At 59.1% G+C, this 24,733-nt stretch carries 32 protein-coding genes and 1 tRNA gene; 8 read left to right on the top strand and 25 right to left on the bottom strand.

What is annotated here, in order from left to right; translation table 11 throughout:
• The coding region (locus OK438_04975; GenBank protein MDA4124789.1) for a leucine--tRNA ligase at positions 1 to 1,578 on the bottom strand (1,578 nt) is incomplete at its 3' end.
• Between the two features lie 5 nt (positions 1,579 to 1,583).
• Complete coding sequence (gene alaS, locus OK438_04970) at positions 1,584 to 4,313, bottom strand: alanine--tRNA ligase (protein ID MDA4124788.1); 2,730 nt, start codon at positions 4,311 to 4,313, stop codon at positions 1,584 to 1,586.
• 114 nt (positions 4,314 to 4,427) lie between these two features.
• Between alaS and rpl12p the strand changes: the two genes are divergently transcribed.
• A complete protein-coding gene (gene rpl12p, locus OK438_04965) occupies positions 4,428 to 4,730 on the top strand; it encodes a 50S ribosomal protein P1 (protein MDA4124787.1) in 303 nt (100 codons plus the stop codon).
• Positions 4,731 to 4,745: 15 nt separating this feature from the next.
• On the opposite strand, the gene OK438_04960 is transcribed toward rpl12p, so the two are convergent.
• The 8 genes from OK438_04960 to OK438_04925 all read right to left on the bottom strand — a co-directional run bounded on the left by OK438_04960 (position 4,746) and on the right by OK438_04925 (position 9,629).
• Entirely contained in the window at positions 4,746 to 5,618 is an 873-nt protein-coding gene (locus tag OK438_04960) for a 50S ribosomal protein L10 (protein ID MDA4124786.1), read from the bottom strand.
• 1 nt (position 5,619) lies between these two features.
• Complete coding sequence (locus OK438_04955) at positions 5,620 to 6,270, bottom strand: 50S ribosomal protein L1 (GenBank protein MDA4124785.1); 651 nt, start codon at positions 6,268 to 6,270, stop codon at positions 5,620 to 5,622.
• A gap of 66 nt (positions 6,271 to 6,336) precedes the next feature.
• Positions 6,337 to 6,819, bottom strand: coding sequence for a 50S ribosomal protein L11 (locus tag OK438_04950; protein ID MDA4124784.1), 483 nt, complete (start codon positions 6,817 to 6,819; stop codon positions 6,337 to 6,339).
• A gap of 6 nt (positions 6,820 to 6,825) precedes the next feature.
• On the bottom strand, positions 6,826 to 7,311 hold the full coding sequence (locus OK438_04945) for a transcription elongation factor Spt5 (protein MDA4124783.1): 486 nt from the start codon (positions 7,309 to 7,311) through the stop codon (positions 6,826 to 6,828).
• 59 nt (positions 7,312 to 7,370) lie between these two features.
• Entirely contained in the window at positions 7,371 to 7,538 is a 168-nt protein-coding gene (locus OK438_04940) for a SecE/sec61-gamma family protein translocase subunit (protein ID MDA4124782.1), read from the bottom strand.
• 65 nt (positions 7,539 to 7,603) lie between these two features.
• Positions 7,604 to 8,167 (bottom strand): hypothetical protein, encoded by a 564-nt coding sequence (locus tag OK438_04935; GenBank protein MDA4124781.1) that lies wholly within the window; start codon positions 8,165 to 8,167, stop codon positions 7,604 to 7,606.
• Between the two features lie 263 nt (positions 8,168 to 8,430).
• Positions 8,431 to 8,949, bottom strand: coding sequence for a GNAT family N-acetyltransferase (locus OK438_04930; GenBank protein ID MDA4124780.1), 519 nt, complete (start codon positions 8,947 to 8,949; stop codon positions 8,431 to 8,433).
• A gap of 122 nt (positions 8,950 to 9,071) precedes the next feature.
• Positions 9,072 to 9,629 carry a hypothetical protein gene (locus OK438_04925; protein ID MDA4124779.1) on the bottom strand — a complete coding sequence of 186 codons (558 nt, stop codon included), beginning with the start codon at positions 9,627 to 9,629 and terminating at the stop codon, positions 9,072 to 9,074.
• A gap of 93 nt (positions 9,630 to 9,722) precedes the next feature.
• On the opposite strand from OK438_04925, the gene OK438_04920 reads away from it, so the two are divergent.
• Both OK438_04920 and OK438_04915 read left to right on the top strand, forming a co-directional pair.
• Positions 9,723 to 10,550 (top strand): hypothetical protein, encoded by an 828-nt coding sequence (locus OK438_04920; protein MDA4124778.1) that lies wholly within the window; start codon positions 9,723 to 9,725, stop codon positions 10,548 to 10,550.
• 17 nt (positions 10,551 to 10,567) lie between these two features.
• Positions 10,568 to 11,320, top strand: a complete 753-nt coding sequence (locus OK438_04915) for a carbon-nitrogen hydrolase family protein (GenBank protein MDA4124777.1) — start codon at positions 10,568 to 10,570, stop codon at positions 11,318 to 11,320.
• A gap of 4 nt (positions 11,321 to 11,324) precedes the next feature.
• On the opposite strand, the gene ftsY is transcribed toward OK438_04915, so the two are convergent.
• The 9 genes from ftsY to OK438_04870 are packed head-to-tail and all read right to left on the bottom strand — an operon-like array spanning position 11,325 to position 15,211.
• Entirely contained in the window at positions 11,325 to 12,230 is a 906-nt protein-coding gene (ftsY, locus tag OK438_04910; protein MDA4124776.1) for a signal recognition particle-docking protein FtsY, read from the bottom strand.
• Between the two features lie 7 nt (positions 12,231 to 12,237).
• Positions 12,238 to 12,672 carry a hypothetical protein gene (locus OK438_04905; protein MDA4124775.1) on the bottom strand — a complete coding sequence of 145 codons (435 nt, stop codon included), beginning with the start codon at positions 12,670 to 12,672 and terminating at the stop codon, positions 12,238 to 12,240.
• Positions 12,673 to 12,690: 18 nt separating this feature from the next.
• The gene (locus tag OK438_04900; protein MDA4124774.1) at positions 12,691 to 13,341 is read right to left on the bottom strand and encodes a translation initiation factor IF-6; all 651 of its coding nucleotides are present in this window, start codon (positions 13,339 to 13,341) and stop codon (positions 12,691 to 12,693) included.
• An 18-nt stretch (positions 13,342 to 13,359) separates the two neighbouring features.
• Complete coding sequence (locus OK438_04895; GenBank protein MDA4124773.1) at positions 13,360 to 13,644, bottom strand: 60S ribosomal protein L31; 285 nt, start codon at positions 13,642 to 13,644, stop codon at positions 13,360 to 13,362.
• A 6-nt stretch (positions 13,645 to 13,650) separates the two neighbouring features.
• Positions 13,651 to 13,809, bottom strand: a complete 159-nt coding sequence (rpl39e, locus tag OK438_04890) for a 50S ribosomal protein L39e (GenBank protein MDA4124772.1) — start codon at positions 13,807 to 13,809, stop codon at positions 13,651 to 13,653.
• 1 nt (position 13,810) lies between these two features.
• On the bottom strand, positions 13,811 to 14,086 hold the full coding sequence (locus OK438_04885; protein ID MDA4124771.1) for a DNA-binding protein: 276 nt from the start codon (positions 14,084 to 14,086) through the stop codon (positions 13,811 to 13,813).
• A gap of 2 nt (positions 14,087 to 14,088) precedes the next feature.
• Entirely contained in the window at positions 14,089 to 14,541 is a 453-nt protein-coding gene (locus tag OK438_04880; GenBank protein MDA4124770.1) for a 30S ribosomal protein S19e, read from the bottom strand.
• A gap of 42 nt (positions 14,542 to 14,583) precedes the next feature.
• On the bottom strand, positions 14,584 to 14,892 hold the full coding sequence (locus OK438_04875) for a ribonuclease P (protein MDA4124769.1): 309 nt from the start codon (positions 14,890 to 14,892) through the stop codon (positions 14,584 to 14,586).
• Positions 14,893 to 14,923: 31 nt separating this feature from the next.
• Positions 14,924 to 15,211: a hypothetical protein gene (locus OK438_04870; protein ID MDA4124768.1), complete on the bottom strand. Its 288-nt coding sequence runs from the start codon at positions 15,209 to 15,211 to the stop codon at positions 14,924 to 14,926.
• Positions 15,212 to 15,646: 435 nt separating this feature from the next.
• Between OK438_04870 and OK438_04865 the strand changes: the two genes are divergently transcribed.
• Positions 15,647 to 15,739 (top strand) — tRNA-Gly (locus tag OK438_04865).
• A gap of 205 nt (positions 15,740 to 15,944) precedes the next feature.
• Here the strand turns inward: OK438_04865 and OK438_04860 are convergent.
• The gene (locus tag OK438_04860; protein ID MDA4124767.1) at positions 15,945 to 16,406 is read right to left on the bottom strand and encodes an ester cyclase; all 462 of its coding nucleotides are present in this window, start codon (positions 16,404 to 16,406) and stop codon (positions 15,945 to 15,947) included.
• Between the two features lie 268 nt (positions 16,407 to 16,674).
• On the opposite strand from OK438_04860, the gene OK438_04855 reads away from it, so the two are divergent.
• Entirely contained in the window at positions 16,675 to 17,076 is a 402-nt protein-coding gene (locus OK438_04855) for a ferredoxin (protein MDA4124766.1), read from the top strand.
• 198 nt (positions 17,077 to 17,274) lie between these two features.
• Positions 17,275 to 17,400 (top strand): hypothetical protein, encoded by a 126-nt coding sequence (locus OK438_04850; GenBank protein MDA4124765.1) that lies wholly within the window; start codon positions 17,275 to 17,277, stop codon positions 17,398 to 17,400.
• 278 nt (positions 17,401 to 17,678) lie between these two features.
• Here OK438_04850 and OK438_04845 read toward each other — a convergent pair whose 3' ends face one another.
• Positions 17,679 to 18,086: a hypothetical protein gene (locus OK438_04845; protein MDA4124764.1), complete on the bottom strand. Its 408-nt coding sequence runs from the start codon at positions 18,084 to 18,086 to the stop codon at positions 17,679 to 17,681.
• 684 nt (positions 18,087 to 18,770) lie between these two features.
• On the opposite strand from OK438_04845, the gene OK438_04840 reads away from it, so the two are divergent.
• Together OK438_04840 and OK438_04835 are read left to right on the top strand one after the other, a co-directional pair.
• On the top strand, positions 18,771 to 19,253 hold the full coding sequence (locus tag OK438_04840) for a hypothetical protein (GenBank protein ID MDA4124763.1): 483 nt from the start codon (positions 18,771 to 18,773) through the stop codon (positions 19,251 to 19,253).
• Complete coding sequence (locus OK438_04835) at positions 19,250 to 19,753, top strand: Rieske (2Fe-2S) protein (protein MDA4124762.1); 504 nt, start codon at positions 19,250 to 19,252, stop codon at positions 19,751 to 19,753. The genes OK438_04840 and OK438_04835 overlap by 4 nt, the downstream gene beginning before the upstream one ends.
• 160 nt (positions 19,754 to 19,913) lie before the next feature.
• Here the strand turns inward: OK438_04835 and OK438_04830 are convergent, their stop codons facing one another.
• From OK438_04830 to OK438_04815, 4 genes are all read right to left on the bottom strand, one after another.
• Positions 19,914 to 20,633, bottom strand: a complete 720-nt coding sequence (locus OK438_04830; GenBank protein ID MDA4124761.1) for a class I SAM-dependent methyltransferase — start codon at positions 20,631 to 20,633, stop codon at positions 19,914 to 19,916.
• Positions 20,634 to 20,959: 326 nt separating this feature from the next.
• Positions 20,960 to 21,673, bottom strand: a complete 714-nt coding sequence (locus OK438_04825; protein ID MDA4124760.1) for an alpha/beta hydrolase — start codon at positions 21,671 to 21,673, stop codon at positions 20,960 to 20,962.
• Positions 21,674 to 21,778: 105 nt separating this feature from the next.
• On the bottom strand, positions 21,779 to 23,026 hold the full coding sequence (locus tag OK438_04820) for an alkaline phosphatase family protein (GenBank protein ID MDA4124759.1): 1,248 nt from the start codon (positions 23,024 to 23,026) through the stop codon (positions 21,779 to 21,781).
• Between the two features lie 76 nt (positions 23,027 to 23,102).
• Positions 23,103 to 24,722, bottom strand: a complete 1,620-nt coding sequence (locus tag OK438_04815) for a hypothetical protein (GenBank protein MDA4124758.1) — start codon at positions 24,720 to 24,722, stop codon at positions 23,103 to 23,105.
• Positions 24,723 to 24,733 lie beyond the last annotated feature (11 nt).

Below are 24,733 nucleotides of genomic sequence, written 5' to 3'. Positions count from 1 at the left end.
GTTAACGAACTTGCTGATGGTGTAGTAGGCCATGTAGATGGTCGAGTCGCTCAGGGTCTCCACGATCCAATCCTTGTCCCAGGGTACCTTGGTCCCCATGCCAGAGCGCCGGGCGCAGGGCCAGTCGTTGAGCCAGTCGATGGTAGAGTAGAACCACTGGCGAGCCTCAGGGGGGAAGACCGCGGCCTTCTCTATGACCTGCCTCGCCTTGGCCTTCCATTCGGGGTTCGAGTAGTTCAGGAACCACTGGTTCTCCAGGATCTTGACGTAGCAGCGCGTCCCGCAGCGGCACACCACCTTCTGCGGCAGCTCGAGCATCTTGGTCAGCCGCTCGGTCTTCGTCAGGAGCTCGACTGCCTTCTCCTTCGCCTCGGGGACGGTCAGGCCTGCCAGGGGGCCGGAAGACTGCGACATCACTCCTCGGTGGAACTCGGCGCTGTAGACCTCCTCGGTAGCTGCCTCCAGCTTCTGGTCGAGGGAGTCGGTAGCCCCCGACTTCTTGATGGCGTCCTCTGCCGGGACTGCCGAGTAGCCGCTCAGGGCGATGATCGGGACGGGCGCCAGCTTGTCCGCGATCTCCTTCACTGGCCTCCCGACCAGGAATCTCCCCAGCTGGATGTCCAGCAGCGCCATCAGGTCGTAGGGGGCATGGGCCGGGACGCTGTAGACGACGCCTGTGGCGAGCGACTCGTCCACGAACCTTCCAGGGAGGATCGGGAGGGACTTGCCGGTCAGGGGCGCCATGGCATACCTGCCGACCAGCTCAGAGCCTCTGAAGGAGCGGACCGGGGTCACGTCGTGCTTCTGCTCGATGAGCCTGTTCAGCGTGGAGGAGCTTACGACCCAGAGCTCGCCGTCCACCCTCGCTTCGGAGTACTCGGCGTCAGGGTTGACCCAGATGTTGGTGGCTCCGTAGATGGTCTCGGGGCGCAGGGTCGCGGCAACGAGGGCGAACTCTCCCAGGTGGAACTTGATGAGGTTGAACTCCTCGGAGGAGACCCCTTCCCCTTCCATCCGGTCGTGGTCCCCGGTGGGGCTCTTGTCGAAGGGACACCAGACCACCGGGTGGGTCCCCTGGACGACATAGCCGAGCTCGCGGAGGCGGAGATACTGCCACTCGACGAACTTCCTGTAGGTGGGGTCCACCGTGCGGAACTCCCTCCTCCAGTCTATGGAGAACCCTGTGTCCTTCATCACCTGGCGGCTCACCTTCGTGTAGTAGGACGCGAGGTATTCTGGGTCGACGAACTTCTCTATCTCTTCCGTGGGGACGCCGTCGGTCTCGAACGCGTGCCTGACTGACTTGTCCCCCTGCTTGAGCCTGGAGCTCATTCCGACTATTGTCTTGCCCGTCCAATGCCAGGCCCAGGGGAAGAGGACGTTGTACCCCTGCATCCGCCTGAACCGGGCGTAGAACTCGACCCGGGCGGCGGTGAAGGCAGTCCCGACGTGTACGGCCGCGTTCATGTACGGGTAGGGGACGGTCACGAACATCTTCTTCTTCCCCGTCACCGGGTCGGGCTCGAAGATTCGCCTGTCCTCCCAGACCTTGAGCCAGTACTTTTCTCTGTTTGGCATGCGCTTCAACTCGATGAGACTGTGATTATCTTCTCGGCCTGGGCTGCCGCGTCGTCGATCTTGTCCGCGAGGGGGCCTCCCCCCTGGGCGAAGGCCGGGGAGCCCCCTCCCGACCCTCCCAGCAACTGGGCTAACTTCTTGACTATCTCTCCTGCCGAGAAGCCCGCCTGTCGGGCGGCCGAGCCTACGAAGCAGATTGCGCGGGCTGATTTTCCGGAGGCGAACAGGGCTACGTAGATCAGTGAGGGTTCGGTCGCGACGCTCTTCTGGCCCTGAGAAATAATCTGTTCCTCGCCGAACGGGGGGCGCTTGGAGACATAAACCCTTGCCGAGCCGATTTTCTTCGCCCGGGAGATGACTTCGGAGCCCGACTGGTCTGCGACCGCCTGGCCGAGGGCCTTCTCTCGGGAGCGCGTCTCTTCGAGGTCCTGGAGGAGGGCCTTCGCCACCTTGGTCAGGTTCTCGCGCTGGGTGCCGAGCACGGTCGACAGCTCCTGGAGCTCCGAATCCATCCTGTGCATGTACTCGACCGCCGCCTCTCCGGCGACGAACTCAATCCTCTCGACTCCGTCCTGGATGCGCTCGACCTTGGTTATCTTGATCAGGCCCACTTCTCCTGTGGTCTTCGTGTGGGTCCCCCCGCAGGCTTCGATGTCCCATCCTCCGATGTCCACGACGCGGACGGAGTGCCCGGGGACGACGCCCCCCTGGTAGAGCCTGAAGCCGTACTTCTCCTCGGCCACCTGCCGGGGCATGAAGGTGTTCCTGATCCGCAGGTTCTTCCTGACGACTTCGTTCGCGAGGTCCTCGATCTTCTGGACCTCTTCGTCGGTCAGGTGGGAGAAGTGTGTGATGTCCAGCCTGCCGTAGTCCTCCTCCTTGAACGCGGAGTGCTGCCAGACCCAGGGCCCGAGTACCTGCCGTGACGAACCGTTGATGATGTGGGTCGCGGTGTGTATCTGGGTTATCCTTCTCCTGCGCCTCACGTCCACGTGGCACCTGACCTGGGCCCCTGGTTTGGGCGCCTTCCCTTCGAGCTTGTGAATTACGATGTCGCCGTACCTCTCCACGTCGACGACCTTGGCGGCGCCGATGGTGCCCCTGTCAGGCTCCTGGCCTCCGCCTCTGGGGTAGAAGACGGTCCTGTTGAGGACGACCCGGTTGCCAGGGAAGGCCTTCAAGACCTTCGCCGAGAAGTCGAAGCCGGCGTCCTCCTCGTAGTAGAGGAGCTTGGTCGGAGGGAGCTTCCCGACCTGGAAGTCGGGCTTCGCCTCTTCGAACTTGCGGGAGACGTGGCGTGCCTGGACCTTCTCGTAGAAGTCTTCCGGCAGCTCGACCTTCGCCCCAGCCTCGATCAGCTGTTCAGGGGTGACGCCGTCGGAGTCGTACATCCGGATCAGCTCCTCGGTGCTTATGGAGCTACCCCCGGCGGTGATAGACAAGACTATCTTGGAGACGCGCTCCCGCGAGGCCGCATATCTGGATTCCTCGACCTTCAGGACCTCGGCCACATCGTGCCTGTGCTCCTCGAGCTCGGGGTACATCCCCTTCAGGTAGTCGATGTGCCAGTTGACCACCTCGTCGATGGCGAGCGGGAAACGGTGGTAATTGATGAAGTTCATGGCACGCCTGAAGAGTATCCTCAGGTTGTAGCCGCCCCCGGAGTTGCTGGGGAGCATACCGTCGGCCACCCCGAAGAGGAGGGTCTGGGCGTGGTCGGCGATTGAATACATGGCTTCGAGCGGGGCGAGGGACTGCTCCAGCTTCGAGGGGTCGGTGCCGAGCTGCTTCGCTATCAGGCGCCTCTGTTCAGCGAGGGGCCCGAACTCGTCGACGTTCATGGTCCCGGCGAGCTTCGAATACTTCAGGAACAGGTCCTGGTCCACCTCGACCCTGCAGAGCTCGTTCATCTTCTTGAGCAGAGGTCCGTAGTTCGCCTCGTAGAGGTTCGGGGTTCCCTGGGAGGCCCAGACCCATCTGTCCAGCCCGGCTCCCATGTCGACGACCTTCTCTTTCATCTGGGTGTAGTGGCCCGGGTCTCCTTCGAAGGCGGTGAAGACGGCGTTCCCGAGCTCTGCCCCGCGGGCGAAGTACTCGAGGGAGTAGCCGAAGGCCCCGTAGCCGACCCAGACGTCCTCGTTGAAGGTCAGCTCCTCGGGGTTGATCCCAAGCCTCTTCGTTAGGAGCTCGAAGTCGAGGTCGATGCACCGGTCCTTCCAGTAGCCTTCCTTGTTGTCGAGGCAGGTCTGGCCCATCATGATGAAAGAGGTGCCGTGCTTCCCGCTCACCCCGACGCTCGGTATGTCGTTGAACCGGAGGCAGACCTGGGGGACGACCAGGGGGTTCGCTGGGAGCTGGAAGATGACCTTGCCGGCCTCGATCCTCTGGAAGTCGATGATGGAGGCGACGGTGAAGTAGAGGTCAGGCCTCCACCTGCTGACGACAGGGTAGCGGTTCACGATGTGGTGGCCGTTCTCCTTGAAGAATCTCTCGACCGTCCTCCAGAGGCCGACCCGGTCGAGCTTCTTCTTGGTTATCGGGTTGCCGATGAAGGAGTAGGTCGAGCAGGGGGGCTCGTCGCAGCGCCTCCGGCTCTCGTCCAGGGTCCAGAAGAAGCGGCCGCAGCTCTCGCACTTCTTCCTGACGAAACCCTCACGCTTGAAGAGGTCGACCAGGTAGTAGCGCTTGTAGTCAGCGGAGAACTTCGATCTTAGAACGTCCTTCTTTTCGGTCAATTGAGAGGGTCCACTGGCTTTGGAGACTCCCTCCCTTGAAGTAGATAAACACTGGATTGGGTTTTTTCCTCAAAGTCTTAAATACCAAAAGTCGTGGCCTGTGTTCGATTCAAGATGGAGTACATCTACGCAGCTATGCTTCTCCACAAGCTGGGCAAGCCGGTCAATGAAGAGAACCTGACAAGCGTTGTCAAGGCGACCGGAGTGGCCCCCGACGAGGTCAAGATTAAGGCTCTGGCCTCTGCTCTCAGCGAGGTGAACATCGACGAGGCGCTGAAGAACGCCGCGATGATGGCGGCAGCCCCTGCGGCTGCAGCTGCGCCTGGAGCACCGGCGGCGAAGGCCGAAGAGAAGCCCAAAGAAGAGGAGAAGAAGGAAGAAGAGGCTCTACAGGGTCTCGCTTCTCTGTTCGGGTAGAAGATACCTTTTCTCTTACTGCAGGCCCTTTTCTCTAGCCTTGGCTGTGAGCGCCGCGGCCTGGGCCTCGGCCTTGCCAAGGATCATCGGGGCCGTTTCCTTCGTGAGGAACCCTGCTTCTACCGCCAGGCACATGGCCTCCCGATAGGCCTTGGCGAGGATGTCAGGGGCGGTCTCCCTTGTGACGTAGCCGATGACCAGGGCCAAGCCCCTGGACGAAGCGTATCCGTCGACGAGGCTCTGCCTGTACTTCTCCAGGTCGATGGCCACGATGTCTCCAGCGTAAATCAGGCCGTTCTCGTAGGCCAGGGCGATTGTGAGGCCCGCCTTGATCGGTTTGATGTTGAGCTTCGAAAGCAGGCTGGCCAGCTTGGGCGTGATCGCGGCTCCCTTCTTGACGGCCACGGAATCCTTGTTGACCCAGATGCTGCCCCCTTCGATCTTGGTCTGGATTCCTGCTTCCCTGAACTCGCTGAGGACGGGCCCTGCGGGCAGGCTGGTGTTGCCGGCCGGGACCATGATGTCCTCCGGCGCAGTGTCCCCCGCCCGGGCCGCGAGGAAGACCTTGTTCTTGTCCAGGGTGAGGAAGAGCTTGAACGGGTCGTAGGTCGAGAAGATAAGGGCGTTCTGGCCCGTAAGGTGCGACAGGAGCTGGTCGGCGTTCTTGATCCCCGCCTTCTGCAGCCCAAGGACCGCCAGCTTGTTCTTGACAACGTAGACGTCGGCGTGCCCTCTCAGGGCCTTCCTGACGGCCATCAGTTGCGAGGCGCGGACCTTCGAGAGGTTGGTCACGGCGAGGACTGGATACTTCTTCGCCAGCTCTGCGACCTTCTCGGTGATCTCGACCTTCCTCGCGTTGGGCTTGTGGACCTGGACCGTCTCGCTCATTCTAATCGACCGCCTGCTTGGCAGGCTTCCCCATCGTCGTCTTCACCATTATCGTCTTGATGTTCTTGTCCCCGTTGGGGAGCTTCTTGGCCATGGCGGCGACCACGGCCTGGATGTTCTCCGCCAGCTGCGCCTCTGTCAGGGCCCCGTCCCCTGCCTTGGCCATGACCCCGAGAGAGCCCCTGCCTCTCACGCGGACGGCGGTCCTCATCCTGTTGATCATCGTCTCGACTGATGCGTTTGGGGGGACCGGAGTCGGGATCTTTCCCTTGGGACCGAGGGCCTGGCCCAGGATCTTGCCTATCCTCTGCATGAGGGCGGTGTCGGCCAGGAAGAAGTCGTAGGCGCGGGCGAGCTTCTTTGCGTCCTTCTTGCTCCCAGCGTAGTTCTCAAGCTGGGAGGGGTCGAGGACCATGTTGGCCTTGGCTGCCTTGGCCCTGACGGCGAGGTCCCCTCCGCCGATGAAGCAGACCTTCGCCTGCTTGGTGGTGGGGTGGGGGAGGTACACGATCTCGTTGATGTTCAGGTCCGTCTTCTTGGGGTCGAGGTCCTTTAGAGTGATGATTACTTCTACGGACTGGGCGAACTTCCTTTCCTTTGACTGGTCCTTGCCCTTCTTGACCAGTTCGGCGAGTTGCTGATTCGAGAGCACGTCCCCTTCACGAATTCCTTCACGAGCCTCGGTGTAGCGGATAAAAGCGTTGTGTCATGGAAACGCCTACTCGAACTTCGAGTCCCACTTTCCGGCGTTCAGCTCATCCATGAACTCCCTGGCGTCCTTCCCATCGACCTTGACCCCCATGCTGACGCAGCTCCCGACGACCTCCTTCACTGCCGAGCGGACGGTCTTTGCGTAGGAGCCAGACATCTTGTTCTTGGCTATGCTGATGACCTTGTCCATGGTCAGGTCGCCGACGAAGTCCAGGTTCGGCTTGGCCGAGCCCTTGGTGCTCCCCGACTCCTTCACTATCAGTGCCGAGGTGGTGGGGGTTCCGACGGTGATGGTGAACAGCTTGGTCTCCTGGTCGACTTCGACCTTGACAGGGACCCTCATCCCCTTGAAGTCCCCCGTCTTCGCGTTGATTTCGTTGACTATGCCGAGCACGTTGACCCCCAGGGGGCCCAGGGCCGGGCCGAGCGGAGGGCCTGCGCTGGCCTCGCCACCGGTTACAAGCGCGTTGATTATTTTCTTCTCTCCCATGCTATGTCACTTCGGGGCCTCGGCGGCTGTCTTTGCCCTGGCTACCAGCTTCGTGTAGCTTGCGTCGATGGTTATGGGCATGGCGAAGGCTGTGTCGATCAGCACGACCGTGATCTCCTGCTTTGCGTGCTCCACCCGGGAGATGCTCGCCCTCATGCCCTTGAACGGGCCTGCGACTATCTCCACTGTGTCGCCCTCGTTCAGCTCGGCGACCATGGACTTCGTGACCAGGAACTTCTCGATGTCCGAGTACTGCATCATCCCGGGGATCTTGCTCCTGACGTGCTTGAACCCCTGGATGCTTTCGTCCACCACCTGGGAGTTGGGGGCCTCGAAGAGGACGTAGCCCTTCCAGGTGTCCAGGGCCAGGACGGAGAAGATGGGCTTCTTCTTCTGAATCGCCCTGTTGGCCACGAAGGTGGCCACGGTCCTTTCCTGACCTCCGGTGGTCTTGACCGGGAATATGGACCCTGTTCTTTCTTGTTCGCTCATAACGGACACGCGGGAATCAGCCCGATTCTCATTGGCCTAATAACCTTATTCTCGTCGTTTCAGCCGAAGAAGAGGTTTCCGACCAGCTTGATCAGGAACCCTATGGTGCCCACTACGGCCACGCCGAGGGCGACCAGCTTGAGGTAGAGGGTGAACTCGTCCCTGTCGCTCTTGTGGGCAAGCCTGAATATGGCCGCCGCGGATGAAAGGAAGCCTCTGATGCCCATTTCAGTTCTTGGAACCGTTTGGGCTCGGCGGTTAATATGTCTTCAATGAGACAAAGGGAAGCCTGCTAGGGCTTCTTCATTTCGCGGTTCAGCCACCAGGCCAGTGCTATGGCTGCGGGGATTCCGAAGATGACAGCGACCCATTCTAGGATGAGGACCATGGAGCCCACGACGTAGTCCAGTGTGAAGGTCCCAATGGCGACATTCCAGTTGCCGTCGAGGTAGACCTTGATGCAGAAGGCGATGAAGAAGAGCAGCGAGACTCCACCGCCCCCGCTTGCGGTGCGGGTGCGCTTGCCGAACATCCGGCCCCTCCTCTCGTCGGCGGGGAGCCTTCTCCACCACATCCAGCCTATCACTACGCCTACGATTACAGGGATCCCGATTAGGAGGAACTCCCAGAAGATGGTGTTTAGGATGAAGGCGATCAGGTTAGCCATCGTCCAGAGGCCAACGATCCTGGGGACCAGGCCGGTCGACTGGGCGATAGCGACGAACCACAGGAAGACGTAGACAGCGCCAATGATTGCCAGGATGATTGCGGCCACGAAGACGGCAACGACGCCCCAGTGCCTCCTTGCGAACCATTTCCAATCGGAGGCCTCCATCGCTCCGGTTGCGTCGGTCATTGGTTTCCGCTCCTTGGTGCCGTACCGGTTGCGTTGGTTCTGCGTATTTAACTCTCTGCCGGGCTGGTTCTGGTGCGTGGTGCAACGCGGGGCTTTTGCGAAATCCGAGAACGGAAACGGTGATACGCTTAGTTGAGCCTTACACCCGCACTGATTGGCTTGGCTGAGGAACAGGAGCCTACAGTCGAGGACTTGGCCGACGAGTGGCAGAGGAAGAACGAAGCGAGTAGCAAGGTCCTAGTCACTCGAACTGTAGATGGGTGCTAGAGGTTTAGCATCCAGATATTGATGTGCATGAAGCGTCCGCTGCCATATGGATATTCGACGTTAGCTTCCTCAGTCAATGTGAACCCGAGTTTTCTGCACATCGCATTGGACGCATGATTGTCCACCGAAGGACCGGCAAAGACGAGTTTGGGGCCTTCCAGCTTGGCAAGCGATTCCAATACTATTCTGGTCGCAGCGGTTGCGATTCCACGCCGTTGAAAATCGGGCAGCACGAACCATCCCACCTCCCAAGCCTTCTGTCCTTTCCATTCACTATCCCAATATCCGACATTGCCTGCAGGTGCAACGTCAGAGCCTGCCAGAATCGTGAACATACACCCAGCGTGCGGGTCTGCAGACAGTGCCACGTACTTCTTGTGACGCTTCTGGATTTTTTCAACACTTTCCGGCCCGTTGAGGTACGTCGTCTGACTCGGGTCTCCGAGTGTCCTCTCCAATATCCAAAGGTCTCCTTCTCCATACGGTCTAATTGAAATTCGATTGTCGCTGCTCACAGCTGATTCACAGGGGCGACGCGGGAGTGACTCACTTCTTAAGGGAAGCTGGAACCTTGCGAAAGACTACAGAGTCTCAAAAGCCCCGACGACGCACCAGAACTTCCAGGCTGAGGGCGGGCCTAGGGTACAGGGCTGGCAGCGCAGACTCCGGTGCCGACGAATGAAGGGTCGAATGTCACGCTGATGTCTGGAGTGATGTTCTCCCCGGCCGTCAGATAGTAGATGGCAACGTATCCCCCGCAGCCTTCGCTGAGAGTGAAGGTGTCGCCCCCCTTTGACCCTGTGAATTGCTTCACGGCGTGGGTGCCGACGCAGTCGATCCAAGCGGAGGAGTTGTTGTAGGGCCCGCAGGAGGCAAGTGAGGGGATGTCTATGTAGTAAACGGTGATCGGATGGTTGCTGACCCAGTTGTCGTGGTAGTCGAAGGAGTCTGGGACGCCCTCGAGCATCACGCAGCCGAGGAGCAGCGGACAGATGGAGTTTCCGTAGCAGCTCCCTGGTTCGCAACCCCAGAGCGTCAGCGTCCGGGCGGCCTGGCCGTCGAGTATGGCTATCGCCTCGTTCTGATTCTCGATGGTGGCTGTGGTGTTCTGAATTACGTAGGTGAGGGCGCCGCCGAGGGATATGCTCACCGCGATTAGGACGAGAATCAGCTGCCCGCTTCGCGACAGTTCCAAGCCAGCGACCTTATGCTCAAGGCGGTCCACGAAGAGATAAGGGATTGCCTTCGCCGAATCATCGTTAATACCCGGCTTCGTCAGCCGCGGGGCATGATAACTCAGGGGGAGCCTGCGACTGTCATAGTGGCCTCTTCGACTGACGTCGCCTCCTCGACCTTGGCCGCGGCGCTGATAGAAGGGCAAGGGTTCGAATCGACGGGAGTCAAGCTCCTAGGGAAGCCCATCTACCAGAAGGGGTCGTTCCTTCTCGCGTTCTTCGAGGAGATGATCGTGTTCCCGCCGGACCTGGACGAGTACTTCAACCCACAGGCCTACATCTTCCTGTCCAGGCACAGCGCCGAGTCGGGAATTGCGTCGCTCACGGCACATACGACTGGCAACTTCTCGGGGGAAGCGAAGTTCGGCGGGGGGCCGAGAGAGCTATCCAGGGCAGACCCGAGCCTCCTCAAGAACTACCTGATTTCCCTGGCGAAGAGGAAGGAGACGCTGAAGGGGTACGAGGTCACCATGGAGGCAACACACCACGGGCCGACTTCCCTCCAGAAGCCCGTCCTGTTCGTGGAGCTTGGGTCCTCGGCGAAGTACTGGGGGGACAAAGAAGCGGCGGGGGTGGTGGCCGAGGCCCTAGTGGAGAGCCTGAGCCAGAAGAGCATCTGGAGCAAGGTCGCCATTGCCTTCGGGGGGAATCACTACCCCGAGAGGTTCACGAAGATGGTAGTCGAAGACGAAGTCGCGATTTCATTCGTCGCCGCGAAGTACTCGCTAGAACATATCGACGACAGGATGGTGGGGCAAATGATTCAGCGGACCACATCCCCGGTGAAGTACGCGGTCCTCGACTGGAAGGGGCTCGGGGCCCACAAGGATAAGATACTGGGGTTGGTGTCTCAGTTCGGTCTGGAGGTGATCAGGGCCTGAGGGTCACGGTGTGTGAGATGAACGACGAACCGAAGAAGTTCAGAAGGGACTGGGCGGCTCTTGTCGAACATGTGGGCAGGCAATCAAGCGAGCTGGTCCTCCTCCCAGAAATGCCCTTCCACTACTGGTTCGCGGCGGAGAAGAAGTACGACGAGAAGATCTGGGAGGAGACGGTCACAGACCACGAGAAGTGGATGAAGCGCCTCTCGGAGCTCGGCGTCCCCGTGGTGCTAGGGAGCAGGGCGGTCAACATCCGGGGGAAGAGGCTCAACCAGGGGTTCGTCTGGACGCCCCATGGGGGCGCGAAAGGGGTCCACCTGAAGAGCTACCTCCCCGACGAGGGGGGATTCTACGAAGCGTCCTGGTACCACAGGGGGGACAGGTCGTTCAAGCCGTTCAGGGCCGGGCGAGTCAGGGCGGGGTTCATGATCTGCTCCGACCTCTGGTCGATGGCGAGTGCAAGAGTCTACGGGAAGAAAAGGGTGGAGCTAATCGCGGTCCCCAGGGCGACCCCGAAGCCAACTACAGAGAAGTGGCTGGCCGGAGGGAGGGTGGCGGCGGTGGTGTCAGGGGCCTTCTGCGTTTCGTCCAACCGGGCGGGGGAGAGGGGGGAGGCGACCTTCGGAGGGTGCGGATGGGTCGTGGGGCCGGACGGCCAGGTGCTTGGACTGACTTCGAAGGACGAACCCTTCGTGACCGTGGACCTCGACCTGAACATGGCAAGGAAGGCGAAGAAGACCTACCCCAGGGACGCGCTGCTGCCGGACTAGGTTACTACTTCAGAAGGGAGTCCAGGAACTTCTTCGTGTCGAAGGAGTCGAGGTCGTCGTATCCCTGGCCGACCCCCAGGTAGATGACTGGCTTCCCAGTCGAGTAGACGATCGACAGCGCGGCGCCGCCCCTCACGTCCGCGTCCGCCTTGGTCAGGACCACCCCGTCGAAGCCGACGTGCTGGTTGAAAAGCTCGGCCTGGGAGACAGCGTCGTTCCCGGTCAGGGCGTCGGCGATGAACATCCGGAAGTCGGGCTTCACCACCCTGACGATCTTGGACATCTCTTCCATGAGGTTCTGGTTGGTCTGCATCCTCCCAGCCGTGTCGATCAGTAGACAGTCGATGTGGTGGGCTTTGGCGTATAGGAGGCCGTCCCTCCCGACGGCCGCCGGGTCCGCCCCGTAGCGCTGGGAGACTGTCTTCAGGGAGAGCCTGTCCGCGTGCTCGGTGAGCTGCTCTATGGCGCCCGGCCTGTGAGTGTCCCCAGCAGCGCACACCACCGTGATCCCGTTCTTCTTGAGCAGGCTCGCGACCTTGGCGATGGTGGTGGTCTTCCCGGTGCCGTTGATGCCGAGGAATAGTATGACGTAGGGCTCACCCGTCTTCTTCTTCTCTCTGACGTTCGCTAGGAGGTCGACGGTCCCTGCCTTGGCGAAGGCCGTGTCGAGGACGGTGGCCAGTCGTTCCCCAACGACTTCGGATGGGTCGGCCGAGCGGTCGACCTTGGTGCCCGCCAGGCTCTTCTGGACCTCATGGGTGAGGGCCTCGGCTACAGTCTGGGCCACGTCGCTTTCGGTCAGGGAAAGCTGAAAGTTGAAGACGACTTCGTCGAGCTGCTCTTCAGTAAGCTCTTTCTCCCGTACGGCGCTGGTGACTGCCGAGAACGCCTGCTTCAGCCTGTCGAACATGGGAGGGTCAGTCTTCCTGGCTCTGGCGGGCGGTCATTGAGTTGAGGACCTGTCTGTCGGATTGGAGCCTTTCGGCGATCTCGTTCCTCTGGCCTATGATGGAGACGATTGACTTTTCGACGTCTCTGCTGCGTCCCTCTAGGATTGCTATCGCTTCGGCCTTGGGCTTCTCGATGACAACGCTGGCGCCCACGCTGAGGAGGACCTTGTCCGTGGAGGGTGCGGGCGACCGGATCATGGCGCCTCCCCCGATCTGGGTCAGCACCTCGTCCACTGGCTTGTCTCCGAGGCCGTTGAGGGTGTCCAGGGCTGCCCTGTTCTCCAGGAGGGCCCGTTCCAGCATGTTCTGGCGGGAGCTGAGCTCGTTGTATGTGTTCTCGAGGACACGCACTTCGACGAAGAGAGCGTTGAGAGCCTCTTCTTCAGTGGGTTGCTTGCTCATCCGAAGGACCTTTCTTTTTTAGACGCTCAGTGCCCTTGTTATAAAGACAAGCTCAGGCCCGGTCGTCTGACTTCCGACGACAGCGTTCTTGGAGTTGGCCACGAGCCCGGAGGCGACGTAGGGGACGCCCCTGTTGACAGAGGTCGGGTGTGCGTCGACCCCGAGGAGGCTCCCGATCCTTGCGACCTCCTGCTCGTCCAAGCCCGGGTAGACTGCGGCCCCGCCGTTGGTCGCAACGACCAGCGAGCCGACCTGATAGTAGTCTCCGATGGCCATGGTCTGCACTTCGGTTCCCAGCACGTCCCTGACCTGGGAGGCGGCCCTGGAGTCGAGGACCGGGGAGACGAGGGCGCACTTGTCGTTGGCCGCGACCAGGTTTCCGACGGCTGTGAATTTCGAGTCCAGCCTGGAGACGTTCAGGCCTGTGGCGGATTTGATCTCGGCCATCTCGTTCGACCCGGCCAGCCTTGAAACGAGGATGCCGTTTCCGTTCATGGTGACCAGAGGGCCCAGGAGCCTCGATTCCCCGACGGATGCGGGGACGGCCTCGACCCCGAGGGCTTCGGAAAGCTTCCTGGTCTTCGTCTCGGCGAGGCCCTTGGGGACCAGGACGAACTTCTCGTTCGCCTTCAGGAAGACGCCTATGTTGACGCTACGGTAGATATCCAACAGGTGGAGGCCCAAAGGCTACACTGCTTCTGGCTCAGGGGAGAGCTTTACGGAGACGATTCCGTCCTCGTCCCTCTCCAGGTCCAGCTTGATGCGCCGGGGGGGGTGCCGGATTCCCTGCTTCCAGATGAGGAGGTTGACCTCCTCCGCGATGGTCACGTCCGTGGCCTTCATGTGCCGGGCTACGAACTCCCTGATGACCCGGATCGCCACCTTGGCCCTCCTGTAGGGGGGAGCCTCGAAGACTACTCCGAGGGGGACGATGTAGGATCTGGTGAGGGGTTCGAACTTCTGTTCAGACATTCACTATCACTTGATCTTCAGCTTGCGCTGTCTCCAGCTTCTGTTCTTGGGGTTGCTCCTTACGTGCCTGTCGGTCCTGACTATCACCCAGGTGGGGACGGAACGGGTCCTCTTGCTCGCCTTCCTCAGCCTGTTCTTCTTCGAAGTGTCCTTGACTCGGCCCATGCTAGATGCGCCTCATCTTGAATTCGTGCTTCTTCTCCTGGAGGGACTGGAGCATCTGCTTCACCTGCTCGTCGTCGATGGCCTTCTTCAGCCTCCCGCTGGATGCCAGCTGGATAACGTACTCCTCGATCGAGGAGGCGAGCTCGGGCTTGACCATCTTCACGTTGGCCAGCCTCTGCCTTGCCTCTGATGTGAGTGCCATCCTCAGCGTGCCCTCCCTCATTGCCCTCCTTTCGGTCGCTTCCTTGTCAGAGGACTTCTGCGGCTGTTCTGACATCACTAGGCGTACCTCGCGAGTGACTTGTCAGCCTCGATCATCGAAACGAAGATCCCCTGGCTCGCCTTGTCGAGCATCGCCCTGCCCTTCGAGGAGAGGATGCGTCCCTTGGGCGTCTTGGCCACCAGTTCGGCCTGCTCCAGCTGCTTGAGGACGTTCCTGATGGAGGAGCCCCCTGCGTCTCTGTGGTGCTTGGGGAAGTAGGCGACTGCCTTGGTCCCTCCGTAGGCGCGCTCGAGGTCGCTCAGTCCGATGGGCCCGTGGAGGTAGAGCTTCCTGAGAAGCGAGGCGGCCCTGGTGAACCACCAGCCGGAGTCCTGGGGTGGCCGTTCAGCGTGCGAGCCTGTCTTGACGAACTGGGCCCACTCGGGCTCTTTTATCTCGGGGAGGCCTCTGACCTGCTCCGCCAGGACGCTGATCAGCTTCGCCGATGGAACATCGCGTGCGCTTACCATGACTATTCACGAATCGGATTTTCGACCCACGCTTCAGTGTATTTAAGCCTCTCCCAGAATTCGGCGATTCACGCGGCCGCATTCAGCGCATGTGACACGGAGGATCGTCTGCTTGCCGTGCCCCAGCCTGACCCTGGCGTTTACCCCGGGGACGAGGAGGCTCTTGCACCCGCGGCAGGTGAACCTGCCCAGCGAAGGGTCGAGGCGGACGTTGAACCTGAGCCTGACACGCCTGGCTAGGGCGGCCTGCTCCTTGGCGAGCGCCAGGTTGGTGTGGGAGAGGACGACCGAAGACTCGGTGAGGAGCTTCACGAGCTCAGCGGCGTCCTCCTTCGCCTTCCTGGTCTTCATGGGCTGAAGGGTCTCGAGAAAGGACTTAACCCTACTCGTCCGTCGCGGTCACCGTGAAGCTCAACTTCGTGCTGGCGGAGTCGGCCCTGGAGCTGATGCCCAAGGAGCTCTTGAAGAGCCCGGCTGTTGTCAATGACGCCCGCAGGAGGGGGCTGGACGCCTCGCGGATCCTGCTCGACAGGAGCTTCCACCACTCTGCGATGAGCAGGCTCAGGGACTCGGAGAAGAGGGGGAGGCCGGACCTGGTCCACGAAGCGGTGCTGAACGTCACGGGGACGCCCCTGTTCCTGGAAGGGTCGGTCAGGCTATTCGTCCACACCTGCGCGGAAATGGTCTTCGAGGTGGCAGAGAGGACAAGGATTCCGAAGAGTTACTTCAGGTTCAGGGGGCTGGTGGAGAAGTTGCTCGCGGAAAGGTCGGCGGACGAGCTGGTCAAGGTCTACCCGGGGACGTTGCAGGAGCTGGTTCGGAGAATCTCCCCCGACGCGGTCTTCGGGCTGTCGGTTCAGGGAAGGCAGACGAGGCTGGAAGAGCTCACCCGGGAGGTCTGCGAGAAGAAGAACCCCTGCGTGCTGGTCGGGGGGTTCCCCCGGGGACACTTCTCTCAGGGGACGCTCGAGCTCGTGGATGAGTTGGCGAGGATACATCCCAGGCCCCTGGAGGCGCATGTGGTGGCGGCGAGGGTCGTCTACGAGGTCGAGAAGGCCTTGGCGGGTTCAACGATTAAAAGCCCTGAGTCAGGCTCGAGGGTTGTGCGGTCGTCGTCCAGCCTGGTCTAGTCGCAATTGCGCCAAGAGGACATAAGCCCTCCAAGCTTGTAACCCGGGTTCAAATCCCGGCGACCGCACAGTCTTCAGCTCTCTCTTGTAGGCATAGCCTCTCAGATTAACTGCTGCAAAATCTTTCAGAGAGAAACAGCAGTCAGGTTGGGACCAGGGAGCCTACGAACCAGAGACTGGGTGCATGTGTATGCGGAGAGAACTCTGGCGGTAGTCAGCCCTAACGTCATCGTGTTTGCGGGAGTGGGTGTTCCTGAGAATGTTTGGGTTGGACTAGGACAGTCCGACCTGTTTCATCAGTCCGACTAGGTCGTAGAAAAGCCGCTCCTCAAGTATCTCCCCTACATCATTCCAGTGGGCCACAGTACAGAACTCGACGTGGAAACTCTTGTTGGTCGGAGGAATCACCTTGCCGTCCGCTCCCGTCATCGGACCCTTCATGGTACCTGAGAAATCTGCTACCGTGCAGGTGTAGTCGCCCTGACCGAAGAAGACCTTGTAGGGATTATTGATCAGGTGGTTGTCCGGAAAGGTCTTGAAGAATTCAACGGCTTCCAGGTCATGGTTGTGCCGTCCAATCGTAGGCGGTGCTCCGCCAGGCCAACAGACCTCGACATATTCGTGGTGACGGTTCCTGAATGTCTCCCAGAGGGAACTTCCAGGTCCTGCATTCCAAGCGTCGTCCAGAGTCTTCATGAGCTCCAGATTACGCTTGACCGTGGGTTCCACTTCCATTGTGTGAATTGTTGTCCCAGCTATCCCTTAAGCCTTCTGAAAGATTCTCCTGAAGAGTGTGCACTCTCTCTGTCCTTCTTGGTGGTAGGCTTAACTTCTGTAAGATATTTCAGAAAATAAAACAGGGCAGTTAGAGCAGGTCAGCGTCCCATCCTACGAGGGCGCGCCTGTGTATGGAGAGAAGGCTCTCAGAGTGATGCTGACCTAAAGTTCGAAGCCAACGTCGCTTGCAAGAATAAATAGCAAACAAACCCATAACGGCGCAAGCATGACAGAAACCGTCGAGCTCACGGACAAGGCGTACAAGATGCTCGTTAACGCGAAGAGGTCGGGCGAGACCATTTCTGACACGATAACCCGCAATCCCGACATAAGGAAAGCCAACCTCCAAAAGCGAGGTGAGATAGAAATCACGACCTTGGAGGGAAAGAAGCTCAAAGCAGGAATCATCGAGGACCTCTGTCTTGGAACAGGGTTTTGTGCGGTTCTCGCCCCGGAGCATTTCTCCCTGGAGAGACAGCAGATTGGTGCAGAACCATTGGGCATATCCGATGCAGATGAGAAGTTGGTCGATCTAGAAAGGCTCCGAAGGGCAGCAGAATCGTGTCCCTGGAGGGCGATCTATCTGAAGGACCCGGATACCGAGAATTTCATCGTCAGAAGCGGATAGCTCGTCACTCGCAGGTTGACGGTTCGGTGCTGGAATGCTAATATAATCAGAGGCTATTGTGAGTCCATGGATAGGTTTCTTGTCGAATCGCCACATGAGCCTTCTGACTGCAGGAAAGTGGTGAAGAATGTCTATGCGCAGGGCTACTTGTATAATTGCGACTGGGGATGTAAGGCCGGGGTTCACAAGGCCTGGGTCATGATAGAGGCAGAGGACGAGAAACAGGCGTTGTGGGTCGTCCCCCCAATCCTTCGGACCAACGCCACTGCGACCAAGATAGTAAAGTTCGAACCTGACATGGTCAAAGACTGGGAAGAAGAGTAGAGGAAGGAATTTCTGAAAACGAGTCCGGTGGGGCGCGCCACAGAAGTGTAACGAATACCCCTCCTTTTTCAAGCTAAGTTCACGAAGCTAATCCGAGTTCGATTCCGACGGGGCTCGGGCTCAAGAATAACCAAGTATTAGCACTGACGCGTCAGGTCGTTCCCCGCCAACGAGTTTCGGGATCGGTCAAGCAACCGTAAGAGGATGCGGAGATCGAGCGGATATTCGGATGGCTGTTCGCCAGAGGGTCGTGGGCTGAGAGGCGCGTGGGTTGAGGGTCATGGGTGTTTCGGCGGAATAGCCGTGGTAATCTTGTTCCAGCGCAGGGCGATGAACGCCATCGAGATAGCAAGACCATAGATTACGAGGGCGTTTGCGAAATGGACGAAGATGAGCCCTCCGCTGTTACTAACAATTGCATTATTGGCATCCAGAAATGAGAAGCCCAGCAGACCCTGAACGAAGATTAGGATGACGAGGAGTACCGACATGGATATCGCCGGCCTGTACCGCGGCTTTGTCAGCGCCGCGGCAACTAAGGTTATGATGGCGAGAATGAAGGTCAGGATGCCGGTGCCGATGTGCGTGCCCTCGTCGATGAAGCCGAACACTCTCAAGCCCCCTATGAGCAACTGCAGGAAAATCATCGCCCCTGTGACAAAGAACAGCACGACGGCCGGCTTCAATTTCCTCCTCCACCTGCATGGATATCGATATTTAAGCTCGGTGACTCCTTGACCTCGAATGACTGGTCTTGGTCGCGACATCCTCTCCTAGTTTGGATGTAGCACCGACACCCTTCAAGCGCGCTAGGGGCTGAACCATATGGGTTCCAATCCATCTCCAAGTGCGAAGGTCACTGGCCGGGACTTCGCAGTCCAGGTAGGCGCCCGAACATCAAAAGGGAACTACGGGTTCTCACAATCGTAATGAATCAATACTAACAATCCTCATTTCAGAAATAGAAATCCGCACCACAACTTATTATAGGTGGATCAGATGATTTGAGAGTAGAATCATGCGACTTGGTTCTCCGATCAAACTTCACTCAGGGCTTGCCAAGTTCTCGGTATTTGCCCTCGTCTTCCTGGTTGGGTTCGGGGCAGTGGTGTTCATTGCGAATCCCTTTCGTTCGACGCCGGGAAGCAGCATTAGCGTTGCTAACCCTGCCAGCGCTTCCAAAATGAGCAACGGTGGTAGCTCCCTTCTCACAAGCGCTCCTCCTACCAATACTGGCAGTTCTGGGTCCGGGGGGTTGGACGATCAATCACACTCTGATGATGGCGCCTCGACCTTCGACTCCTAGCCGTCGGGGACTCGGTCCAAAGCGCATGATGGAATCGTGAATGTCAGGCAGGGAGTTGGTCCAATTGTTGTTCGTCACGGGTGACATCTTCGGGTACTTCGCCCTCGCGTTCGTGGTATTCACGGCATGCTTCATGTTGGTCAGAAGGCGCCTCCTCAAGTACACCAAGAATCTCGGCCTCTTGAGGAAGGTCCATGTTTACGCTGCAACCGCCGCAGGTCTGTTCATAATCCTACACGTCGCCTACTTCTACAACTACCCCATCACAGACGCAATCCTGCTTGGATACGGTTCCGCGGCATTGGCGGTCTTCGTGTGGATCACTGGGACGGCTTTCCTCGAACGGTTCAGGGACTCGCTTTTCTTTCACGGAACAATGTCGCTGGCTACAATCGCCTTGATAGTCGTCCACTCTGCCGGCGCGGGCGTCAACATTCCGGCAGGAGTTGCGAGTGTGATTCTTCTCACTGCGGCTTCAATCGCGGTGGTCAAGGCATGGCAGCACCTGACCAAGGCGTTTGTTTCGCTAGGGGCAAGGAAGTCTTGAACCGAAGGGAGTTCGTCAAGAGCCTTGTCGTGGGATCGGTTCTCATCGTAACAAGCGTCTCGGGGGTCTACGAGATTTGGGCGAGGATAGGAGCGGGGCAGCAGCAATCGATTCAGTCCCAGCAGCTGACAACGCAGACCATTCAGACTGGGTCGAGCGGCACGACTCAGGTTCAGGTTCCTCCCGGCTACGTCTTCGTCACTACGGTCGGCAGTCTGGCTGGGAAGACATCGGCTTATTTCCAACATCCCAGCTATGGCATTTCTCTGCTCATCAGCGTCAATGGGCAGTGGAAGGGATTCAGCGCGACTTGTACCCACCAGCCTTGCACTGTCCAGTATGGGGGAGGGTCTGCGATTCAGTGCCCCTGCCACGGAGCCACCTTTGACCCCTCCAACGGAAACGTGCTCGGAGGGCCTGCACCGAGCCCACTTCCTGAATACGGCGTTCAGATTGACGGGAGCGGGAACCTCTTTGTGACGACTTCGGTCATAAACTAGGTGATGCGGCTTGAACTGAACGTCCCACTACACCCCTTGAACAGGAACAAACGTCGTTTATCGCTCCGAGAAGCGGCGATGTATACTTGTCGGCAAAAATGATTGCGCGCCGTAAGGAGGTGTCATGGATACATAGGTATGTATGACCATTCCCAAATCTCTAGTTAGAAGGTTCCCCCAAGAGTACAGTCGTTTCATAGAAGAATCTTACCTGCCCGTCTGATTCGTTTGAATTATACAACCTTTTGAGAGCCCTGTTAAACGCCTCCGAACGCTCCGCTTCCTCTGGCGTCGGCATGAAGGAGAATGAAAGGATCTTGCCCCTTAGTCCCCCGATGTCGAGCGCCTGTGTGCCTGACAGCTTGAACTTCAGGAACTTCCCTCCCCTAAAGTAGGGCGACACAAGTTTTCGGTTCATTTCAGGAACTTTCGCTAGATCGTGTTGATATTTGTTGATGAACCTCAGATACTCTCGAGTTAATTTGCCTCCCGTCTTTGATCTTGTATAAACAACGCAAAGGTGGCAGCCGGGCCTGGCAATCCGTGAGAATTCCTTGGTTGTTCTAGAAGCATTGAACCAATGCAGAGCCTCACCGGCAGTAATCAGGTCGATGCTCTTCCTCCTTAGTTTCGTTCGTTCGGCCTTCCCGGCGACGCTTGCGAAATTAGTGAAGCCTGCGAAGTCACGATCTGCGTGGTACCTCATTCTCGCGTTCGGTTCGACTGCGAAGACCCTGTTTCCATTTGATAGGAAGAGCTTCGTGAGCAACCCCGTTCCTGAGCCTATATCGGCCACGACCTCGTTCTTTTGGAACCCTATTTCCTTGCGAAGCACGTCAAGGATTTCCGGAGGATAGCCGGGCCTGTATCTCGAATACAAATCCGCACGATTTGAGAATCTTCGGGAGGAGCTTGGCTTGGGCAGGATTGCTCACCAAGCCCGACCCGGGAGTTGATTTTAGCTTTCTCAATTAAGAGGAGTGCCTTCAACATCTTCAGGGATGGTCATCCCTCAATGGGAGATCCTCACTGCCAGGTATGACATGAAGACAATGCTGGGCGAGCCAGGTACCCATTCTGGAAGGGTGAAGGGGGCCAATCGCAGCGAATCCGCTCGCTGCAAATAGCTCAATGGGCCCAGTGTGGACCGAACCCCCAAGATTGACTGATTCAATTCATACACCCGATAGACGGAGGGCCACAGGCCTATGGCGCCGGAGCGCCGGCCAAAGACAGCAAGTCTTCGGCAAGATCTTCGGGTTTCGTTATCATCGGCCAGTGACCTGTTTCCATGACTTTGTACGGACCTTCCAGCTTCCCCCACTTCCCAGCGATGATCTCGTCGACGGGGTCGCCACTGAGATTGCAGAAGACGTATGCCTCCTTCACCTCGTCGTAGTTCTTTGACAGTGTGATCGAGTCGGCCGCAAGCTTGATCGGCCAGGGTGTCGCCATGGACATCATCCATTTCCGTTTGGAGCCTACGACATCCTTCCCGATGCGATCGATAATCTCCTCGGTTAGGGGAATCGCATAACCCCCCTGAGGCGGGGGCCCGAACTCTATGGCAGGGTTGAACGCTCCCTGTGGTGTCCTCACTCTCTCTGGTCGGAACGCATCAACATAGATGACCTTCTCCACCTTTTCGGGTACGCGGTCCGCTACGGCCGCCGCCACCTTGCCCGCAAAGCTGTGCCCCGCCAGTACGAAATCGTCGAGACTGTTGTACTTGACTACATTCAAGACATCCTGGATGGCGGTATCCATGCCGACATCTTTCGTGGCTAGGTGGGCCCTTTCGCCCATTCCGGTCAGCGTGACTGGATAGGCAGAATGACCTCCCTTCTCGAGGAGTGTAGTCACTTCCTTCCAGGCCCACGCCCCCAACCATGCGCCCGGGACTAGGACGAATGTCGTCATATCGAGTCTGACGGTCGGTAAAGGGACTCCCCCGTAATAACCTAACGGATTTCTGAACACGCATCAGTCCGAATCCAGATCGGGGTGACGCACGCTCCGCTCTGTTCATTGGATGTCTGACAGCCTGGCGGTCGCCAGCGGGACAGTCATCTCGTCCCTGGTGAGGCCCCCGTGGTGCCCTTTGAGGTCGAGCGCGTCCTTTTTCTTGTATCTGTACCAGACGGTGTTCGTCCCGTGCGGGAGAATCATCAGGTTGCCAATCCTTCTGAGGAATTTCTTGCTGGGCTTGCCGAGCCCGAACAACCCTTCATTCAAGGCTTCGTCCGTCCGCATGACCGATGCGATTCCCTCAAGCTTCTTTGACAGGTAGGACTCCGTTTCGTCAAGGCGGTCGTCCCTGACGCTAAGGTAGGCGTCCCTTGCGCTCCCCCACGGTGGGATTCTTGCACCTGACGGGGCCAGATTCAGGGAGCGGACCAGCTTCCTGTATCTGTTCAGGTAGAGGGTCTCTTCCGGGTTGACGTTCAGCTGGCCATGGTCTGCGGTCGCGATGATGATGGTCCGCCGGGCTGCCTCCCTGCTCAGTCGTGAAAGGAATCCTTCCTGGAACGCGTGGGAGACCAAGGAGGCCTCGACGGAGGCTTCTTCGGTGTTGGGCCCGAAGACGTGTTCGATAGTGTCGACATAGGACCAGTAGACGTAGAAGAGCTTCCTCCCGCGCGACTCCTCCAGGTTTCTTCTCAGGGCCACCGAAAGGTCGGACGCAGACATGTACGGGACGACCTCGGCCCCCCGCCTGGAGACTTTCGAGTAGGCGGAGTCTGCAAGATACCTGTTGGTGAAGGAAACGCTCCCGACCCCCGAAGCCTTCAGTCGTTCGAAGATGGTCTCGCCTTCGAATAGGTCCCGGGGGTCCATGGCGCCAACCAGGGTGTCCCTCCCGCTCTCGCTGGCCCTTGAGAATGGGAGCGTGACGATGACCTCGCCTACCTCCTGCATGTAGACGTACCACTCTGGGAGCCCATGCTCCTGGGGGGTGAGCCCCGTGCTGATCGTGGTCAGGGCGGCCGCGGTCGTCGAGGGGAAGACGGTGGTGATGGGCCGGACGTTGCCCTTCCTGGTCAGAGAACCTATGAACCCGCTCCCGGCCTGGCGGACCCATTCTTTGTAACCGAGGCCGTCGAAAAGCATCAACACGACGTTGTCGATTCCCGAGGTCTCCGTTCCGCTAAAGACGTCGTCAGGCAGGACCCTTGACCCGCCGTCGACACCGAGGAGACTGACCGCCGTCGATGGGATGTTGGAGAGGCAGTAGCCCTGGTAGTCGGGCTTGACAGCGCCGGGAGGGAGCATACGACCGCTTTCTCGGCTAGGCTGATATGTCTTCGGCGTCACCGCAGGATGGGGGATGGACCCTAAGCGTGCCCCTTCAGACTGCGAAGGGCTCCCTCGCTGCGAACCGCGGGAGAATTCGTTCCGCGAAATCCGACTCGGACGGCTGTCGATGGCGGGCCGGCGGCTCGCCGTCCGATGACCTTGTGCGCGAGGATCTTGTTCGGAATAATATGACAACCCCTGCTGCCACCAGGACTGCGACAGCAACCCCTACAGCAGGAAGCAGGTAGTAACCCAAGGACGTGGGTTGCTGGATGATGGTCTGGGTTGTCGACTGCGAGGTGGTGGAATTCGAGGGCGGAGCCTGCTGGAAGAAGTTGGCCGGTTCGATGAGTGTGGGATTTGGTGTCTGGCCGAAGTCGTACATGGAGGTCATGTCCTTCACGCTTGCGTCCCTGGTCCCCAGAGACGGTAGGCCGAAGGTCGTCTCAGCGAACTTGAGCATGGAACCGAATTCGTACTGGGTGTGATCTATCGAGTGCTTCACCCAGGGAGAGATGACGAGCGTAGGGACCCTGAAGCCTAGGCCGAAGTTGTCCACCCGGGGCGGGGCCACATGGTCGTAGAAGCCTCCCCAGTCGTCCCAGGTCAGCACGATGGTTGTGGAGTTCCAGTAGGAGCTCTTCATAACCTGGTTCACGAGGTAGGAGACGTAGTCCATCCCGCAGTCACTCCTAGCCGGCGGGTGTTCGCTGGTGTCGACCCCTGAGCATCCCGACGGGTACGTGGGAGGTTCCCAGGAGCCGGGGATGACCCAGGTAACGGAGGCGAGCTTCCCCGCCTGGATGTCAGGGCTGAAGTACTGGGTGCTCTTGATGTGCTGCGTGACCTGGTCGGGGTGGTGCTGGAAGTAGCCGAAAAGTGGAAGGACGTTCCAAGCGCCTCCCACTGTGACGTCGGGGTCCCCGTCGTACCAGTTCCAGCTGACGTTCTTCATCGACATCTCCTGGGCGAGGGTCGACCAGCCGAGGCTCAGGCTACTGTAGGGATAGGAATCCCCCAGATTCGCGATGATGGAGCCGTTCACAAGCCAGCCGTAGTTCCCCGCTACGGGGCCCGAGGCTCCAGAAGCGATGTACAGGTGGTTCGGGAAGGTCGGACCCATCAAAGAAGAGAAGAAGTTGTCAGCAAGTAGGTAGTGGCCAGCGTAGTCCCAGTAGTACGGGATGTCCTTCATGTCGTAGTAACCCATGGTTTCAGTGTTTCCTCCCTGGGCGGTGATGAACCCGTTCATCTTGCCGTTGGCATAGGCTTGATGCGCAGCGCCCCAGGAATTGGTCAAGAGGCCGGCGCTCTCGCTGCTCAGATGGTGCGGTAGGAACAGGGACTGGTTGAAGGTCAACTGTATCGGATCGGATACCCCAGGAGGGAGCTCATCGCCTGTCAGATTGATGGGCTGGGCGTCGGAGAGCAGATATGGAACGTATACCTTGGAGGTCGGATTGCTGGGGTCTACAGGGATGGCGAGCCCGGATGGGAACCCGTTCGCGCCCGGATACTTCCCGAAGTAGTTGTCGAAGCTGTGGTTCTCCTGGATGATGAAGATGATGTGCTGTATCTTCGAAGGCTGGGCAGTCGAGACCAGCGGAGGGAACGCATAGATCGCGAGGGTGACCACGATTACGGCTACGGCGGCTCGCTTGGTCCACTTCAACAGGCAGCTTC

It is taken from the genome of Nitrososphaerota archaeon (genome assembly GCA_027887005.1).
Lineage (GTDB): Archaea > Thermoproteota > Nitrososphaeria > Nitrososphaerales > Gagatemarchaeaceae > UBA183.
Note: the sequence above shows the minus strand (reverse complement) of the source record. Positions and strands in the feature narration are given on the sequence as shown.